This is a genomic window from Polaromonas sp. UC242_47, from assembly GCF_044452385.1.
GTDB lineage: Bacteria > Pseudomonadota > Gammaproteobacteria > Burkholderiales > Burkholderiaceae_C > Polaromonas.
Genome location: NZ_JBIOAO010000001.1, coordinates 1,650,983 through 1,668,743 on the forward strand (window position 1 = coordinate 1,650,983; position 17,761 = coordinate 1,668,743).

The window sequence follows — 17,761 nt, forward strand, 5'->3', positions numbered from 1 at the left end:
CATCCACAGAGCAGGTTTCCGACAGCACGATTGCTATCGTTTTTAGGGCTGACTGCGGCGGTTGTGTGCGGATAATCCGCGGGTTAAGTGAAAGAACCTGCTGGTCCGGGCGCCCTGTGAGAAGAGGCGCGGCGCGGGTCAGAAGGGCCGGGTGCTTTGCCACCAGTCCAGCACCAGAGCTGTGGATTTTTCAATCGACAGCTCGGAGTTGTCCAGCGGCTTGGCGTCATCAGCAGGCTTCAAAGGGGCGGTTGGCCGTGACATGTCACGTGCGTCCCTGGCCTCCAAATCCAGCTGAATCCCCGCGATTGTAACCGAAATACCCTTTGAAATCAATTGCTTATGGCGCCGTTCCGCGCGGTGCAGGGCGCTGGCCGTCAGGAAGATTTTGAGTTCCGCATCGGGGGAAAACCACGGTACCCATGTCGCGGCCGTCGGCCACCAGGCCGGGCAACTCGCGAAAGGCCTGCTGCAGCTCCAAGAGGGCGCTGCGTACGGCCGGATGGACAGACACGCGAGAGGCCGCCATGCCGGCGGCTTCGCTGCGGATCGCGTCCGAGACGTCTTCGGCGTCCAGAAACACCCGGTCGCCCCGGAAACGCACCGGCAGGCTGCGCGCCACGGCGGCGACGCCGGCTTCGTCGTCCAACGCCACGCCGGCGCGGCCGGCGGCAAAAGCCGTCAAGCGGTAGAGGGCGCCCGAATCCAGGTAGTGGTAGCCAAGTTTGTGAGCGACCAGGGCCGCCAGTGTGCCTTTGCCCGAGGCGGTCGGGCCATCGACGCAGATCACCGGGACGCGCTTGCGCTCGGTGTGTGACACCAGAAACAGGGTTTCGAAGTAGTTGGGAAAGGTCTTGCCAACGCAGCGCGGGTCGAGAATGCGTATCGGCAGCCGCGCCGGGTTAAAGGCCGCCAGCGAAAAACACATGGCGACCCGGTGGTCGTCGTAGGTGTGGATGGGGGCGGTCTGCCACTGGACGGGTGGTGTGATATGCAGGTAGTCGGCGCCTTCCTCGATATCGGCGCCCAGCTTGCGCAGTTCGCAGGCCATGGCGGCGATGCGGTCGGTTTCCTTGACGCGCCAGCTGGCGATGTTGCGCAAGGTGCTGGGGCCGTCGGCATAAAGCGCCATCACGGCCAGGGTCATGGCCGCGTCGGGAATGTGGTTGCAATCCAGGTCAATCGCCTTGAGCGGCCAGGCGCCGCGGCGTATGGTCAGGCGGTTGGGGCTGCTCTCGATTTGGGCGCCCATTTGCCGGGCCGCATCGACAAACCGGATGTCGCCCTGGATGGAGGCTTCGCCCAAACCGGCAATTTCAATGCCATTTTGGCCTGTAGCCCCCGTCGCTATTGCGCCAAGCGCTATGAAATAACTAGCGGATGAGGCGTCGCCCTCGACGTGGATGTCCCCGGGCGAGCGGTAACGGCTACCGGCGGGGATGGTGAAACGCTGCCAGCCGTCACGCTGGACCTCAATGCCGAAGCGGGCAAGCAGGTTCAGGGTGATTTCGATGTAGGGTCGGGAGATCAGTTCGCCAACCACTTCAATGACGATATCCTGGCGGGCAACCAAGGGCAACGCCAGCAGCAGGGCGGTCAGGAACTGGCTGGAGACGTCGCCGCGCACACGAATGGACGCGTCCAGCGTCAACTGGCCGGTGCGGATACGCAGTGGTGGAAAACCTTCCTGCCCCAGGTAATCGATGGCGCAACCGAGTTGGCGCAGGGCATCAACCAGATCACCAATCGGCCGCTCGTGCATGCGCGGCACGCCGGACAGCTCGAAGTCGCCGCCCAGCAGGGCCAGCGCCGCGGTCAGCGGGCGCATCGCCGTGCCGGCGTTGCCGAGGTAAAGCTGGGCCTGTGTTTGCGCAAGCTGGCCGCCCAGGCCATCGATGATGGCGGTGTCACCGTGTTGTTCGACGCCGCAGCCCAGTTGCCTGAGCGCGGTCAGCATCACCGCCGTGTCGTCGGAGGCCAGCAGATCATGCACCGTGGTGCGGCCCTGGCTCAGGGCGGCCAGCAACAACACGCGGTTGGAAATGCTTTTGGAGCCGGGCAGGCGGACCGTGCCGCCAGCACTGCTCAGGGCTGGAATGTCCAGGAACGGGATATCGAACATGGACCGCCGTTATTGAAAGGATTTGGGGGTGCTGATGCGCCAGTTGGCGCGGGTGTGGCTGGCCTGATCGATCTGCTCTTCCAGCGCATCGCCATTTTCGCCAGTGATCAGTTTTTCCATCGCCTGCAGCGCGTTCTGGAAGAGTTTGGATTGCTCCAGCAGTTCTTCCTTGTTGGCAATCAGGATGTCGCGCCACATTTTGGGGTCGCTGGCCGCGATGCGGGTGAAGTCGCGAAAGCCCGGGCCCGCCAGTGACAGGTAGTCCTTGCCGTGTGCCTGGCCGGAAATGCTGTTGATCAGCGCAAACGCAATCATGTGCGGCAGGTGGCTGACGGCGGCATAGGCCGCGTCATGCGACTGTGGGGACATCTTGATGACGTTGCAGCCCAGCGCGGTCCAGACATCAACCGCTTTTTGCAGCTGAACCGTGAAGGTGCGTTCAATCGGGGTCAGGATGACCTGTTTGCCGACGTAGAGGTCGACATCGGCGTATTCCACGCCGGAGACTTCCTTGCCGGTGATGGGATGGGCCGGCACAAAACATCCCAGGTGGTCGCGCAACACCCGGCGCGCCGCATCGACCACGTCGCGTTTGGTGGAACCAACGTCCATGATCAGGGTGTTGGGACCGATCAGGTGGCGTATGGCCTTGAAGGTGGCTTCGGTGGCGGACACCGGCACGGCCAGCAGCACAATGTCGGCGCCGGAGACGGCCAGCAAGGCCGAGGGGGCTTCCACGTCGATCACGCCCATTTGACGCGCGCGTTCTGTGGTGGATGGCGATTTGCTGTAGCCGACGATACGTTTGACGAGGCCGGCGCGTTTGAGCGCCAGGGCGAAAGAGCCGCCCATCAGGCCGCAGCCGATCAGACCTAACTGTTCAAACATGGCAGGTCGCCACGGTTGTTTGTGATTGCTTCATTGGTTTTTTAGTCGCCTGCGGGGTAGGTGCCCAGCACTTTGTAAAAGGCGCAAAGTTTTTGCAGGTCTTTCAGGGCGGCGGCCACATGGGGCTGCGAGGGATGGCCCTGCAAATCGATGTAAAAGAAATATTCCCACTGGCCCGAGCGGGCAGGGCGCGATTCGAAACGTGTCATGGACACGCCGTGGGTTTTCAGCGGCACCAGAATGTCGTGCACCGCGCCTGGCTTGTTGGGCACGGACACGATCAGGCTGACGCAGTCATTGCCGGAGGCCTGTGGCGCACCCAAAACCTGGGGCAGGCAGATCACGGCAAAACGGGTGCGGTTGAAGGCATCGTCCTGGATCGCCATGGCACACACGTGCAGGCCAAACTCGGCGCCGGCGCGCTCACTGGCGATGCCGGCCCAGGCCGGGTTGCTGGCGGCCAGGCGAGCGCCTTCGGCATTGCTGGAGACAGCGCGCCGCTCGGCGTTGGGCAGGTGGGTGCTGAGCCAGCCCTGACACTGTGCCAGCGCTTGCGCGTGGGCCAGCACCACCTCCACGCCTTCCAGCGAGTCGGACAGGCGCAAGAGGTTGTGGCGGACCAGCAGGCTGGTTTCGCCGATCACATGCAAGGGGGAGTTCAGGAACAGGTCCAGCGTCCGGGTGACCACGCCTTCGGTGTTGTTCTCTACCGGCACCACGCCGTATTGGGCGGTACCGGCGGTGGCGGCGCGAAACACTTCGTCAAAATTGGCGCAGGGCACATGTTCGATGCTGGAGCCGAAAAACTGCACCGCTGCCTGCTCGCTGAAGGTGCCGGCGGGGCCGAGATAGGCCACGCGTTGCGGCGCTTCCAGCGCACGGCAGGCCGACATGACTTCGCGCCAGATGTGCGCAATGCTGTCACCTTTGAGCGGGCCGGGGCTGGCGGTTTGCAGGGCGTGAATGACCTGCGCTTCACGCTCCGGACGGAAGACCGGCGAGCCGTCCAGGCGTTTGATTTCACCGACTTCGTTGGCCAGCGTCGCGCGCTGGTTCAGCAGACTCAGCAATTGCTGGTCCACCGAATCAATTTGATGCCGAAGTTCTTGCAGGGTTTGGGTCATGTCGGGTGTCTATCGTGCGGAGCTAAGAACCGGCTGCGCAAGGCGGTCGACCTTGCGCGTTCAGGCCGGTTAAAAAAACGAAAGGCCGGGTCACTTCTTGGCCGGTTTCGCGGCTGGCGCCGGTGCGCCGGATCCGACTATTTTGGCAGCGGCGGCATCAAACTGCTTGGCGCGGGCCTGGATGTCGGCTTGGGTAGTTGCGACAATTTTCTTGATGAAAACATCGGCCAATTCCGGGGTAACGGCCTTGTATTTTTTGATGACCGGGGACTCGAAAAAGGTGACCAGTTGTTTGAGTTCTTCCAGGTTGAAGCGCTCCATGTAGGCCGGCACCAGGGCCTCGGTGCTGACCTGGCTGACCTTGCTGCTGATGATCTTGTTGGCATCGGCGGCAAACTTGGTCAGTTCGGCATTGAACTCTTCGGTGGCCTTGGCCTGTTTGGCTTTGGGGACATTGGCGTCAAATTTGGGCGCCCAGCCGGCAACCAGATCCTGGGCCGCCGTACCGACCAGTTGCGAGACCAGGCCGTCAAGGTCCGCGCCTTGCTGCAAGGCCACCACTTTGGTCGCCCATTCCAGCTTGGGGTCCGCGGTTTGGGCGTGGGCAGTGAAAGAGAGTGCGCAGCCTGCAAGCAGCAGGGCGGTGATTAGCTTGTTCATCAATTGGTTTCCGGGTTGGCGGCAGGTTTGCCTGAGTCATTGTCTGTATCGCTGTCGTCCAGGCTGGCGTCGTTTTCGACGATGCGCTGAAGACCGCTGAGTTGCGAGCCTTCGTCCAGGCCGATCAGGGTCACGCCCTGGGTGGCACGGCCCATTTCGCGGATTTCGCTGACACGGGTGCGCACCAGCACACCTTTGTCGGTGATCAGCATGATTTCGTCGTCCACGTGAACCAGCGTGGCCGCCACGACTTTGCCGTTGCGCTCGCTTTGCTGGATGGCAATCATGCCCTTGGTTCCGCGGCCATGGCGGGTGTATTCCTGGATGGAGGTGCGTTTGCCAAAACCGTTCTGGGTGGCGGTCAGCACACTTTGCTGTTCGTCTTCCGCCACCAGCATGGCGATCACGCCCTGGCCTTCGTCGAGCATCATGCCGCGCACGCCGCGGGCATTGCGGCCCATGGGGCGCACGTCGTTTTCGTCGAAGCGAACCGCCTTGCCGCCGTCCGAGAACAGCATCACGTCATGTTTGCCATCTGTTAGCGCCGCGCCTATCAGGTAGTCGCCGTCATCGAGGTCCACGGCAATGATGCCGGCCTTGCGCGGGTTGCTGAAGTCTTCCAGCGGGGTCTTTTTGACCGTACCCATGCTAGTGCCCATGAACACATACTGGTCGGCCGGGAAGCTGCGTTTTTCGCCGGTCAGCGGCAGGACCACGGTGATTTTTTCGCCTTCCTGCAGCGGGAACATGTTGACGATAGGACGGCCGCGCGAGCCGCGCGAACCGGCCGGGACTTCCCAGACCTTGAGCCAGTAGAGCCGGCCGCGGTTGGAGAAGCACAGGATGTAGTCGTGGGTGTTGGCGATAAAGAGCTGGTCAACCCAGTCATCTTCCTTGGTGGCCGTCGCCAGCTTGCCGCGGCCGCCGCGTTTTTGCGCCCGGTATTCGGACAGCGGCTGGCTCTTGATGTAGCCGGTATGCGACAAGGTAACCACCATGTCGGTGGGTGTGATCAGGTCTTCGGTGCTCAGATCAAACGAGCTGTGTTCGATGTGGCTGCGGCGTGCGCCCAGCTTGGCCTGGCCGAACTCCTGGCGGATGACCGAGAGTTCTTCACCGATGATGGTGGAGACGCGTTCCGGACGCGCCAGGATGTCCAGCAAGTCATCGATTTCCGCCATGACTTCTTTGTATTCCGCGACGATTTTGTCCTGCTCCAGGCCGGTCAGGCGTTGCAGGCGCATCTGCAGAATTTCCTGAGCCTGCGTTTCCGACAGGCGGTACAGGCCATCGCTGCCCATGCCGTAGCCTTTTTCCAGGCCGTCAGGGCGGTAGTCGTCGGCATTCACGATGCCGCCGTCGGCACGTGTGCGGGTCAGCATCTCGCGCACCAGGCTGCTGTCCCAGGGCCTGAGCATCAGCTCGGCCTTGGCGACCGGCGGTGTCGGTGCGTTGCGGATGATGGCAATGAAGTCGTCGATGTTGGCCAGCGCAACGGCGAGGCCTTCGAGCACATGACCACGCTCGCGCGCCTTGCGCAACGTGAAGACCGTGCGGCGTGTGACCACTTCGCGGCGGTGCGACAGAAAGACCTGGATCAGGTCTTTGAGGTTGCACAGCTTGGGCTGGCCGTTGACCAGCGCCACCATGTTGATGCCGAAGGTGTCCTGCAGTTGCGTCTGTTTGTACAGGTTGTTCAGCACCACTTCCGGCACTTCGCCGCGCTTGAGTTCAATGACCAGGCGCATGCCGGACTTGTCGGACTCGTCCTGGATGTGGCTGATACCCTCGATTTTTTTCTCGTGGACCAGCTCGGCCATGCGTTCCTGCAGCGTCTTTTTGTTGACCTGGTAGGGCAACTCGTCAACGATGATGGACTGGCGCTGCCCCTTGTCGATGTCCTCGAAATGGCACTTGGCGCGCATCACCACCTTGCCGCGGCCGGTGCGGTAGCCGTCTCGGACGCCGTTGATGCCGTAGATGATGCTGCCGGTGGGGAAGTCCGGCGCCGGGATGATTTCCATCAGTTCGTCGATGCTGGCCTGCGGATTTTTCAGCAGGTGCAGGCAGGCGTCGACCACTTCGTTGATGTTGTGCGGCGGGATGTTGGTGGCCATGCCGACCGCAATACCGCCGGAGCCATTGATCAGCAGGTTGGGAATACGGGAAGGCAGAACCAGCGGCTCTTTTTCGCTGCCGTCGTAGTTGGGCCCGAAGTCGACGGTTTCCTTGTCGATGTCGGCCAGCATTTCCTGGGCAATCTTGGACAGACGGACCTCGGTGTAACGCATGGCAGCCGCGCTGTCGCCGTCCACCGAGCCGAAGTTACCCTGGCCATCCACCAGCATATGGCGCAGGGAAAAGTCCTGGGCCATACGCACGATGGCGTCGTAGACCGACTGGTCGCCGTGCGGGTGGTATTTACCAATCACGTCGCCGACGATACGCGCCGACTTTTTGTAAGGCCGGTTCCAGTCGTTGTTCAGCTCATGCATCGCAAACAACACGCGCCGATGCACCGGCTTGAGGCCGTCACGGGCGTCTGGCAAGGCGCGCCCGACGATCACGCTCATCGCGTAATCAAGGTAGCTGCGCCGCATCTCCTCTTCAAGACTGATGGGCAGGGTTTCTTTGGCAAACTGGGTCATGAGAGGCCTGGGTAGGATTTGGCAGGGTGCTTACAGAGATAAGCCCACTGATTTTAAGGCCTGAGTTTAGGTCAGTCGCGGTGTGGCAAGCCTGCAACAGAAAACAAAGAATCTCGATTCTGTGTCGGACGAAGCCTATACCGCGCTTGAACGGCGAATGAGCTATGGCACAATAACTGTAACGCTTTGAGTGATGGTCACTCACGGCGTGATATTCAATCGCAGCAAGTCTGCGGCTTTTCTCTAGAGGAGAACCATGAAGAAACTCAACAAAGTGGCAATGTTGTTTGCTTCCGCAGCGCTTGCTACCGCCGCTGGTGCACAAACAATCGACAACTGGAAAAACGGCACGAACGAGCTGGTCTGGAAAAACGGAACCAACGAACTCTGCTGGCGTGATGCGAACTGGACACCGGCTACTGCCGCTCCAGGTTGCGATGGTGCGATTGCTCCTGCTGCCGCTCCTGCTGCTGCGCCTGCTGCTGCTGCTCCTGCAGCACCTGCCGCTCCTGTCGTGGTTGCTCCTCCTGCAGCCACCAAGGTTACCTACGCCGCTGACGCTTTCTTCGATTTTGACAAGTCTGTGCTCAAGCCTGAAGGCAAAGCCAAGCTCGACGACCTGGTCGGCAAAATCAAAGACATCAACCTGGAAGTCATCATTGCTGTGGGTCACACCGACTCCGTTGGTAGCGATTCCTACAACCAGAAGTTGTCGGTCAAGCGCTCTGAAGCTGTCAAGGCTTATTTGGTGAGCAAAGGCGTTGAGAAAAACCGCGTTTACACCGAAGGCAAAGGCAAGAAACAGCCAGTTGCTGACAACAAAACTGCCGAAGGCCGTGCGAAGAACCGTCGCGTGGAAATCGAAGTGGTTGGCACCCGCGCCAACAAATAATCTTTCCCAGATTATTTAAAAAACCGCGCTACGGCGCGGTTTTTTTATGCCCGGGCGATAATCGTTCCATGCAAACCACTCAAAATGCCGACCCGGCCGAACTGGCCAAATTTTCCGATCTGGCCCACCGCTGGTGGGACACCGAAAGTGAGTTCCGTCCTCTGCACCAGATCAATCCTTTGCGATTGGACTGGATTGAGGGTTTGGTGCCCTTGAAAGGGCAACGTGTGCTGGATATTGGTTGCGGCGGCGGCATTCTGGCCGATGCCATGGCCCGGCAAGGCGCGCAGGTCCTGGGCATAGACCTGGCCACCAAGGCCCTCAAAGTGGCCCAGTTGCACGCGCTCGAGGCCGGCACCGAAGGCGTGGAATACCGCGAAATCAGCGCCGAAGAGCTGGCGCTTGAAGCGCCGGGCAGTTTCGACGTGGTGACCTGCATGGAAATGCTGGAGCATGTGCCCGATCCAGCCTCGGTGGTCCGGGCCTGTGCGACCCTGGTCAAGCCCGGCGGCCATGTGTTTTTTTCCACGATCAATCGCAATGCCAAGGCCTTCCTGTTTGCCATCGTGGGCGCCGAATATGTGCTGAACCTGATACCGCGCGGCACCCACGAATACGCCAAACTCATCAAACCCAGCGAACTGGCGGCTTATTGCCGCAGCGCCGGGCTCAATTTGCAGCACACCCGCGGCATGGAATACAACCCTTTGACGCAACACTATTGGCTCAGCGCCGACACCAGCGTCAATTACCTGCTCGCGACGCAGAAACTCTGAAGACCGCTTTACCCATGTTTGAACATATTGATGCCGTGCTGTTTGACCTGGACGGCACGCTGATAGATAGCGCGCCCGACCTCGGCGCCGCCGCAGACAAGATGCGCACGGACCGTGGACTGCCTTCCCTGCCGCTGGCAGATTACCGCCCCATGGCCGGAGCCGGTGCACGCGGCATGTTGGGCGTGGCTTTTGGCCTCACGCCGGATGACGCTGGTTTCGGGGCCTTGCGGGAGGAGTTTTTTGCCAATTACGAAGCCTGCATGACCGAACGCACTTATGCGTTTGACGGCGTGGCCGAGTTGATCGCGCAAATTGACCGTGCCGGCCTCAAATGGGGCGTGGTCACCAACAAATCGGAGCGTTTTACGCTGCCCTTGACCCGGCAGATGCCGCTGTTCGGCACAGCAAAAACCATAGTGAGCGGCGACACCACGCCGCATGCCAAGCCACATCCCGCCCCTTTGCTGGAAGCGGCCCGGCAACTCCAGGTGGCACCCGGGCGCTGCGTCTATGTCGGTGACGACGAGCGCGACATCGTTGCGGGGCGTGCGGCGGGCATGCCCACGGTGGCCGCGGCCTACGGTTACCTCGGCGTTTTGGTCGATACCCGGGGCTGGAACGCGGACGCCACCATTGTTTCTCCGGCCTCGCTCTTGAATTTGCTGCGGATGGCTTAAACTACTGGGCTTGGGGCTGCATTGGTTTCGACGTGGGTTCGGACGCGGTGTGGTGCATGTCGAGCTGAGTGTGCTCGTAAAACTGATTCAAACAAACTAACTGCAAACGACGAACGTTTCGCACTCGCTGCTTAATTGCCAGTGAGCTTTACAACAGCAGGCCGATGGGCTGGGCAAGGGGTGTTTAGCGCAAGTTAAACACTCCCGGCTGTAAAGATAATTTCATCGGCTGGCTCCGGGCTGGGTACCTTAACCCGGGGCGAGAAAATAGGGTGCTGGCGTCCTGTGTAGCGTGCGACTGCGCGACACAGGTGGCGAGACTCAAATCAGACCGCTAAACATGTAGATCTGCCCGAACAAGGCTTGCGGACGGGGGTTCAAATCCCCCCAGCTCCACCATTCATCGAAAGCCCAGCCGGCAACGGTTGGGCTTTTTTTCGCCTGAAAACGGTAGGCAAGTGCTGCCAAACACAGTGAAAATCCCCCCATGGCCACCATGCAATTACAAGAGATTCTTTTTTCCCAGGGTTTTGGCACGCGGCGCGTTTGCGCCGGGCTGATTCAACAGGGTTTTGTGGCTGTAGCCGGCGTCCCGTGTTCGGAGCCAGCTATGGAATTTATAGCGGAAGATTTGCACTTCACGGTGCAGGGTGTGGCTTGGGAATACCACGAGAAGGCCTACCTCATGCTGCACAAGCCGGCCGGTTACGAGTGTTCGCAAAAACCCAGCACCTACCCGAGCATCTACACCTTGCTGCCGGCGCCTATCCGCCAGCGCGGCGGCGGGGCGGCGGCGGGGGTGCAGGCCGTGGGCCGGCTGGACCAGGACACGACCGGGCTGTTGCTGCTGTCGGATGACGGCAAGTTTATTCACCGCATGAGTTCACCTAAACACCATGTGCCCAAGGTGTATGAGGTCAAGGCCAAACACCCGGTGGACGACAAACAAATCCAGAAACTGCTCAGCGGTGTGGTGCTGGACGATGATCCCAAAGCCGTAAAAGCGGCGGCTTGCGAAAAAACCGGGGACAACACGCTGAGCCTGACCCTGACCGAAGGCAAATACCACCAGGTCAAACGCATGATTGCCGCCGTGGGCAACCGGGTGGAAGACGTGGGCGGCCTGCATCGTTCACGCATCGGTTCGCTGGCGCTGCCGGCCGATTTGAAGCCGGGCCAGTGGCGCTGGTTGACGGCGCAGGACCTGGCCAGTATTTCGGCTTGACAGGTGTTTGCACCGCCTGATCCCTCAGGCGTGCCGTTTTTTTCTTCAGGCCAGCCGGCAACCGTCGGCGGTTCTCAACTCGGCCGGCAGGCTGTTGGCCTGAATCAGGAAGGCATCCTGCCACTGGCTGGGCATGTCGCTGCTGATGGTGTGGTTGTTGTCACCCTTTTCATAAATGCTTCTGAATTGACGCATGCGACGTTGCTGCACCAGGGTCCTTCTCAGGTTGACGCGAGCGGCCTCTATGGCCGCTTCCTCGCGTTTCAAATGCCTGGCTCTTGCTGCAACTTCGCCCAGGATTTCATCGCGGATGTCTGCCGGCGCCGGTAGCCGGCCGGGATTGAGCACGATGTAGGAAATACCGCATTGCTCCAGCAGGCTTTCTTTGAGATCCCGGGTCTTTTGCGGCAAGCCGAAAGACTTGGGAACATCCACACAACCGACCACATGGCCGTCGTTGGCGCAGATGGAAAACGTGCAGTTGGTGTTTTTGAGCAAGTCATACAGGTGACGACCGTTTTCGCTCGCATTGGGCCGGGTGAAGCGGGTGACCGGCATTTTGATCATGACGTGGTGGTCGTCAAAGGTGTCGCTCAGCCAGCGCCAGATCCGCAACTCTTCCTTGTTGACCAGACCCCGCGCATGCAAGGGCCAGTGTTTGGGGATGCGTTTTGTTTTGCGTGCGCTGCCGTGGAGCCAGAGGCCGAACCATGCACAGACCAAGGTGAGCAAACACAGGCCTGCCAACAACCATTCCGTATTCATCGTCATGATGCCACTCCCGGATCGTTACCAATAATTACAAATACTAGACTACGCCTGATCAGGGCATTTGAGAAGTGAAGTAATCACAAGTTCTTACGAAATTGGGAATTAAGTCATGTTTTTTGAGGCTTATAGGCTTCAGTGGACCCAAAAAGATGGGGGACGCCGGGTTTGGCGCGGTTACGGCGTGCCTGCTGTCCGCTCGCGTTGCAAGTGCACAGGCGGCCTGTGGGGGGAGGGGGGCTGATTTGTAAGGAAAAAATAGCTGTAGCCCATATGTACTGGGTGTGAGTAGCTATAAATTCGATAGTGATCAGGGAAGGGGCGCGAGAAACTGTGCCACCGCCTCCAGCGTCTTGCTGCTTTGGTCGCGCTGCGGGGAATGTCCGCAATCGGGCAGCCGGAGTTGTACGGTCTGCGGCGCGGCCAGCGCCAATTCGTCGAGTTGGGCCATGCTGCCGTATTCGTCGTTCAGGCCCTGAATCGCCAGCAGCGGGGCGTGTATGCGCCGGCAGTCGGGACGGATGTCAAAGCGGCGGAAAGCCTCGGACAGCCAGATGTCGTTCCACTGCCAGAAGGCGCCATCGACATCGGCGTGGTGGCGCGCCAGACGCTCGCGCAGGCCGGCATGTTCAAAAGCTGTTTTGGCTTCGGCGATGGCCGCAACCGCGATGTCCTCGACCATCAGGTGGGGCGCCATCACGATGGCGGCTGTGACCGGGTGCCGGCTGGCGTGGAGCAGGGCGATGCTGGCGCCGTCCGAATGCCCCAGCAGTACCGCTTGTGGGATGCCCTGGTCGGCCAGCAGCGCCGGCAAAACCTCCCAGGCTTCGCGGTGCATGTAGTCCGGCGCGAGCCGACCGGTGGCGCGCACATCGGGCACAGCGTCCGACTGGCCATAACCGCGCCGCGAATAGACCAGGCCGGCGCGGCCGGTGGCCTGGCAGACGGCCTCGGGCCAGCTCTGGCCGCGTTGTGTCCACAAGCTGACCGAACCCAGGCCTTCATGCAGAAAAACAAGGGGCGCCAGCGTCGCCGAACCGGCGATACGCTGCACTTCGAGGCGGATGCCCTGGATATTCGCTGAAAAGTTCATCGCAGCATCGTAAAGGATGTAAGCGGGCCCACCTTCTGGCGCGTTGATCCATGTTCGACCGCTACACTTGCCGGTCGCCTCGAAGAAAGTAGTTTGTGAATCTGTTTCCCCGTTTGATTGCCGCCGCCCTGTGCTGTTATGTGGGCGTTGCCGCCCTGGCCCAGTCCGCACCGCTGTTTGTGCTCAATTCGCTGGACGCGAATGTCAGTGTGATCAACCCGGTGGACTGGAGCGAAATCAAGCGCATCCCCACCGGCAAGCAGCCGCACCACATCTACCTCACGCCCGACGAAAAATCGGTGATTGTGGCCAATGCGCTGTCCGACACCCTGACCTTCATCGACCCGAAAACCGCCGCCGTCCAGCGCGTGATTCCCGGCATCCTTGACCCCTACCAGCTGCGTTTTTCGCCGGACATGAAGTGGTTTGTCACGGCCGCCAACCGCCTGAATCACATCGACATCTACCGCTGGGACGGCAGCAACATCACGCTGGTCAAACGCGTGGCCACCGGCAAGACGCCCAGCCATTTGTGGATAGACAGCAAAAGCACCACGGTGTATTCGACCATGCAGGACAGCAACGAGCTGATCGCGCTGGACCTGGCGACACAAACCATCAAGTGGCGCACACCCACGGGATCGATTCCCGCCGACGTGTACGGCAGCGCCGATGACAAGCTGATCCTGGTCGGCCTGACCGGCGGGGATTCGGTCGAGGTCTACGACGTCAGCGGCAAACAGCCCCAGCGCACACGGGTCATCAAGACCGCCGCCGGCGCACACGCCTTCCGGGCGCTGGGCGACGGGCGCCATGTGCTGGTCAGCAACCGCGTGGCCAATACCATCAGCAAGATCGACTTGCAGACCTTGAGCGTGGTGGACAACTACCCCCGCGCCCGGCGGGCCGGACTGTATCGAAGTCTCGCGCGACGGCAAGCTGATTTATGTGACCTCGCGCTGGGCGCGCAAACTCACGGTGATCGACGTGGCCAGCCGCAAGGTGGTGCGCCAGGTGAACGTTGGAAAGAGCCCCCATGGCGTCTGGACACTTGACCACGCGCCTAGATAGGCCCCCACGGTCGCTCACTGCGTGTAGCTCCCTGCCCCCCGGGGGGGCCGCTGCGCCTGCGGGCTGGCGAAGCCAGACCCGCGGCCTCTGCCTGCATGGGGGCGTATTGCGGCCCTTCGTGCTGCTGCTGGCTGCTACTGTCTTAATAGCTTTTAGCGCCCGTCCGGTATGGGCTGAAGGCTGTTTTGATGCCCAAGGCAAGCCTGGGAAGCCGGTTTACCTGACGCTGGACACTGGCCATATGGCGGTGGCGCCGCTGATGGCGGACATCCTCAATAAACACCAGGTCAAGGTGACCTTCTTCGCGGCCAACGAACGCACCAAAACCGGCGATGGCAGTCTGGGCCGGGACTGGGCGCCGTGGTGGAAGGCCCGCGCTGCAGAAGGCCATGAATTCGCCTCGCATACCTTTGACCACACCTACTGGCGTGGTGATGTACCCGGCCATCCTGTCCAGTTCAAGGTCCGGCCGTCGGCGGGACCGTCCGAGGGCAAGGACTTCACCTGGACGGCGAAACAGTATTGCGAGGAGATCGGCAAATCCGCTACCCGCCTGCAGGAGATCACCGGCAAAAAAACCTTGCCGCTGTTCAGGGCGCCGGGCGGGAAAACCTCGCCGGCCTTGCTGGCCGCGGCCAAATCATGCGGCTATGAACATGTGGGCTGGTCGCCTGCCGGCTTTTTGGGTGACGAATTGTCCAGCGACAAATTTCCCAACGAGGCCTTGCTGAAAAAAGCGCTGAAAGACATCCAGCCCGGCGACATCTTGCTGGCCCACCTGGGCATCTGGTCGCGCAAGGATCCCTGGGCGCCCGCCGTGCTGGAGCCGCTGATTGTGGGTTTGAAGGCGCGAGGTTTTTGCTTCCAGACCTTGCGTGAACATCCCCAGTACAAGGCCTGGATTGAATCCCACGCCGGCCCGGCCGCGGCCAAGCCTGCAAAATAAGCGGCATGAACGGTTTCGAAAATTTTTTCTCCGGAGTGCAGCAGGGCTTGTTTGAGGCGGTCGTGCAGCCCGTCATGTTTGCGCTGGGCCTGGGCAACCTGCTGGAAGACGCTTACGAGGCCACGGCCTGGTTCATGGCCGGGGCGATCCAGATCGTCATTTTGCTGGCCGTCATCGGTCCGTTACAGCGCTGGCGGCCGGTAGAACCCGTGACGGACCGCGCCACCATACGCACCGACATTCTTTACACCCTGATCCATCGCCTGGGCCTGTTCCGGATTGCGCTGTTTTTCACGCTGGAGCCCGTGTTTGACAGTTTTTTTGGCATGGTGCGCACGGCGGGCTTTGGTACTTTCCACTTGGACCAGCTCTGGCCCGGCGTGACCGACCAAGCGCTGGTCAGCCTGCTGATTTACCTGGTGGTGTTTGACTTTGTGGCTTACTGGACACACCGCGGCCAGCACCAGCTCGAATGGTGGTGGCGCCTGCATTCGCTGCACCATGCGCAGCGCCAGATGACCATGTGGAGCGACAACCGCAACCACCTGCTGGACGACATCATTGCCGACATCATCGTGGTGCTGGTGGCGCAACTCATAGGCGTGGCGCCCGGCCAGTTCATCGCCATCGTGGCCTTGACCCAGCTCAGCGAAAGTTTTCAGCATGCCAATATTCGGCTCTGGTTTGGCCGCATCGGCGAACGCCTGTGGGTCAGCCCGCGTTTTCACCGGCTGCACCACAGCATAGGCATAGGCCATGAAAGTCATGGCCCGACCACGCTGGGGGGGCACAACTTTGGCGTGTTGCTGCCCTGGTGGGACATGTTGTTCGGCACAGCCAATTTCCAGCTGCGTTACGACCCCACCGGCATCCGCGACCAGGTGGAAAAGCAGCGCGACTATGGCCGCGGTTTCTGGTCTCAGCAGTGGCTGGGCCTGAAGCGCTTAATCGGCCGGGACTGAAGCTCTGGCGGCTACGCCGACGGGTTATCCTCCTTCTTATGCATAAGCTTCTGGATTCATTTTGGCGGGCGGTCATGTACTGCCTGCACCCGCGGGTGATTGCGCTGTCGGTGTTGCCGCTGATCATCATGGTGGTCATTTCGCTGGGGCTGGGTTATTTTTTCTGGGAAGACGCCTTGTCCGCCGTGCGTTCCGGCCTGGAGGGTTACGAGCTGCTGAATGCCATGGCGCGCTGGCTCGAAGGTGTGGGGTTTGGCAATCTGCGTGTGGTGCTGGCGCCGGCATTGCTGCTGTTTCTGGCGATCCCGGTGATCGTCATCGTGTCGCTGCTGTTTGTGGCACTGCTGATGACACCGGCCATGGTGGCCCTGGTGGCCGAGCGCCGTTTCCCGCTGCTGGAGCGCAAAAAAGGCGGTTCGCTGATGACCAGCCTGTTCTGGTCGCTGGGGTCCACCTCGCTGGCCGTGCTGGCGCTGCTCGTGTCGATTCCGCTGTGGCTGATCCCGCCCTTGATTCTGGTCCTGCCGCCGCTGATCTGGGGCTGGCTGACCTACCGGGTGATGTCTTATGACGCGCTGGTGGACCACGCCAGCGCCGAGGAGCGGCGGGAGATCTTCCGCCAGCACCGCGCCAGCCTGCTGCTGATCGGCGTGCTCAGTGGTTACCTGGGCGCCGCACCCAGCCTGATCTGGGCCTCGGGCGCGATGTTTGTCGCCATGGCGCCCATCCTGGTGCCGGTGGCGATCTGGATTTACACCCTGGTGTTTGCTTTTTCCTCGCTCTGGTTTGCCCATTACACGCTGGCGGCCCTGGAACAACTTCGCAAGCAAAAAGTAGCCATAGCCCCCGACCCACTTGCGCAAGCAGCTATTGAATCCATAGCGGACGAGGTTTCGCCCGCGCCGTCGGCCGGCGTGGCAGGCGAGGCTGCGCCGACCTTTGGTGGACCTGGACAACAGCCGTAACCCCTTTTTTCAGGCGTTTCATCATGAGCACTCACTTCGGACTCATCATCATCGGCGACGAAATCCTCTCGGGAAAACGTGCCGACAAACACCTGCCCAAAACCATCGAGCTGCTGGCGGCGCGTGGCCTGCAGCTCAGTTATGCGGACTACGTGGGGGACGAGCCGGCGCGTATCACCGCGGTGCTGGCACGTGCTTTTGCCGCGGCGCGGGCCTCGGGCGACGTGGTGTTTTCCTGCGGCGGCATAGGCGCCACGCCGGACGACCACACGCGCCAATGCGCCGCCGATGCCCTGGGTGTGGCGTTGGCCTTGCACCCGAAGGCCGAGGCCCTGATCCGCGAACGCATGCAGGACGTTGCCAAAGAGCAGGGCGTGCCGTATGAGCCGGACCGGCACGACAATATCCACCGCCTGAACATGGGCATGTTTCCGGTGGGCGCAGCGATCATTCCCAATCCTTACAACAAAATCCCCGGTTTCAGCTGCCGGGCCGGTGCGGGGGCGGTTCATTTCGTGCCGGGCTTCCCGGTGATGGCCTGGCCCATGATCGAGTGGGTGCTGGACACCGACCACGCCGACTTGCACCAACAATCGGCCTACGCCGAAAAATCCGTGATTGTGATGGGCTCCATGGAGGCAACGCTGACGCCACTGATGCTGGCCATCGAGGCCAATTACAGCGGCGTCAAGGTGTTCAGCCTGCCCAGCGTGGACCACCCCGAATACGGCCGGCATATCGAGCTGGGCGTGAAAGGCCCGCCGGAACTGGTCAACGCCGCTTTTCCGGCGTTGCTGGCCGGCTTGCACACATTTAATGCCAAATTAGGCCCTGAATTGGTGCGATAAATGAATGCACCAATAACGAGTTAGTTGGTTTGCACCTATTTGGTGCTTTTTGGGTGTGAGTGATTTTTCCGGCCTGGCAGGCTCGCCATTGGC

14 protein-coding genes, 1 other RNA gene and 2 pseudogenes are annotated in these 17,761 nt (G+C 61.0%); 10 read left to right on the top strand and 7 right to left on the bottom strand.

Features of this window, described 5'->3' with window-relative positions; all coding sequences use genetic code 11:
- Positions 1–138: 138 nt before the first annotated feature.
- The 5 genes and pseudogenes from ACHMXK_RS08160 to gyrA all read right to left on the bottom strand — a co-directional run bounded on the left by ACHMXK_RS08160 (position 139) and on the right by gyrA (position 7,442).
- A pseudogene (locus ACHMXK_RS08160) lies at positions 139–2,122 on the bottom strand (bifunctional 3-phosphoshikimate 1-carboxyvinyltransferase/cytidylate kinase).
- Between the two features lie 9 nt (positions 2,123–2,131).
- Entirely contained in the window at positions 2,132–3,010 is an 879-nt protein-coding gene (locus ACHMXK_RS08165; protein ID WP_397439296.1) for a prephenate dehydrogenase, read from the bottom strand.
- 41 nt (positions 3,011–3,051) lie between these two features.
- Complete coding sequence (gene pheA, locus ACHMXK_RS08170) at positions 3,052–4,134, bottom strand: prephenate dehydratase (RefSeq protein WP_397439298.1); 1,083 nt, start codon at positions 4,132–4,134, stop codon at positions 3,052–3,054.
- Positions 4,135–4,224: 90 nt separating this feature from the next.
- Positions 4,225–4,794 (bottom strand): DUF2059 domain-containing protein, encoded by a 570-nt coding sequence (locus ACHMXK_RS08175; RefSeq protein WP_397439300.1) that lies wholly within the window; start codon positions 4,792–4,794, stop codon positions 4,225–4,227.
- Positions 4,794–7,442, bottom strand: a complete 2,649-nt coding sequence (gene gyrA / locus ACHMXK_RS08180; RefSeq protein ID WP_397439302.1) for a DNA gyrase subunit A — start codon at positions 7,440–7,442, stop codon at positions 4,794–4,796. The genes ACHMXK_RS08175 and gyrA overlap by 1 nt, the downstream gene beginning before the upstream one ends.
- A 256-nt stretch (positions 7,443–7,698) precedes the next feature.
- Between gyrA and ompA the strand changes: the two genes are divergently transcribed.
- The 5 genes from ompA (at position 7,699) to ACHMXK_RS08205 (ending at position 11,015) form a co-directional block, all read left to right on the top strand.
- Positions 7,699–8,334: an outer membrane protein OmpA gene (gene ompA, locus ACHMXK_RS08185; protein ID WP_397439304.1), complete on the top strand. Its 636-nt coding sequence runs from the start codon at positions 7,699–7,701 to the stop codon at positions 8,332–8,334.
- Between the two features lie 68 nt (positions 8,335–8,402).
- Positions 8,403–9,110 carry a bifunctional 2-polyprenyl-6-hydroxyphenol methylase/3-demethylubiquinol 3-O-methyltransferase UbiG gene (gene ubiG / locus ACHMXK_RS08190; protein WP_397439306.1) on the top strand — a complete coding sequence of 236 codons (708 nt, stop codon included), beginning with the start codon at positions 8,403–8,405 and terminating at the stop codon, positions 9,108–9,110.
- Between the two features lie 14 nt (positions 9,111–9,124).
- A complete protein-coding gene (locus ACHMXK_RS08195) occupies positions 9,125–9,790 on the top strand; it encodes an HAD-IA family hydrolase (protein ID WP_397439309.1) in 666 nt (221 codons plus the stop codon).
- Positions 9,791–9,802: 12 nt separating this feature from the next.
- Positions 9,803–10,189: a transfer-messenger RNA gene (gene ssrA / locus ACHMXK_RS08200) on the top strand.
- 97 nt (positions 10,190–10,286) lie between these two features.
- On the top strand, positions 10,287–11,015 hold the full coding sequence (locus ACHMXK_RS08205; protein WP_397442477.1) for a pseudouridine synthase: 729 nt from the start codon (positions 10,287–10,289) through the stop codon (positions 11,013–11,015).
- 45 nt (positions 11,016–11,060) lie between these two features.
- Here the strand turns inward: ACHMXK_RS08205 and ACHMXK_RS08210 are convergent, their stop codons facing one another.
- Both ACHMXK_RS08210 and ACHMXK_RS08215 read right to left on the bottom strand, forming a co-directional pair.
- Positions 11,061–11,786 (bottom strand): DUF2726 domain-containing protein, encoded by a 726-nt coding sequence (locus ACHMXK_RS08210; RefSeq protein ID WP_397439311.1) that lies wholly within the window; start codon positions 11,784–11,786, stop codon positions 11,061–11,063.
- A 307-nt stretch (positions 11,787–12,093) separates the two neighbouring features.
- A complete protein-coding gene (locus ACHMXK_RS08215) occupies positions 12,094–12,876 on the bottom strand; it encodes an alpha/beta fold hydrolase (protein WP_397439313.1) in 783 nt (260 codons plus the stop codon).
- 113 nt (positions 12,877–12,989) lie between these two features.
- Between ACHMXK_RS08215 and ACHMXK_RS08220 the strand changes: the two are divergent.
- The 5 genes and pseudogenes from ACHMXK_RS08220 to ACHMXK_RS08240 all read left to right on the top strand — a co-directional run bounded on the left by ACHMXK_RS08220 (position 12,990) and on the right by ACHMXK_RS08240 (position 17,668).
- Positions 12,990–13,947 (top strand): annotated as a pseudogene (locus ACHMXK_RS08220) (YncE family protein).
- Between the two features lie 145 nt (positions 13,948–14,092).
- Positions 14,093–14,893, top strand: a complete 801-nt coding sequence (locus ACHMXK_RS08225) for a polysaccharide deacetylase family protein (protein WP_397442478.1) — start codon at positions 14,093–14,095, stop codon at positions 14,891–14,893.
- A 5-nt stretch (positions 14,894–14,898) separates the two neighbouring features.
- Entirely contained in the window at positions 14,899–15,855 is a 957-nt protein-coding gene (locus tag ACHMXK_RS08230; protein WP_397439315.1) for a sterol desaturase family protein, read from the top strand.
- Positions 15,856–15,893: 38 nt separating this feature from the next.
- Entirely contained in the window at positions 15,894–16,820 is a 927-nt protein-coding gene (locus ACHMXK_RS08235) for an EI24 domain-containing protein (RefSeq protein WP_397439317.1), read from the top strand.
- A gap of 23 nt (positions 16,821–16,843) precedes the next feature.
- On the top strand, positions 16,844–17,668 hold the full coding sequence (locus ACHMXK_RS08240) for a competence/damage-inducible protein A (RefSeq protein ID WP_397439319.1): 825 nt from the start codon (positions 16,844–16,846) through the stop codon (positions 17,666–17,668).
- Positions 17,669–17,761: the final 93 nt, after the last annotated feature.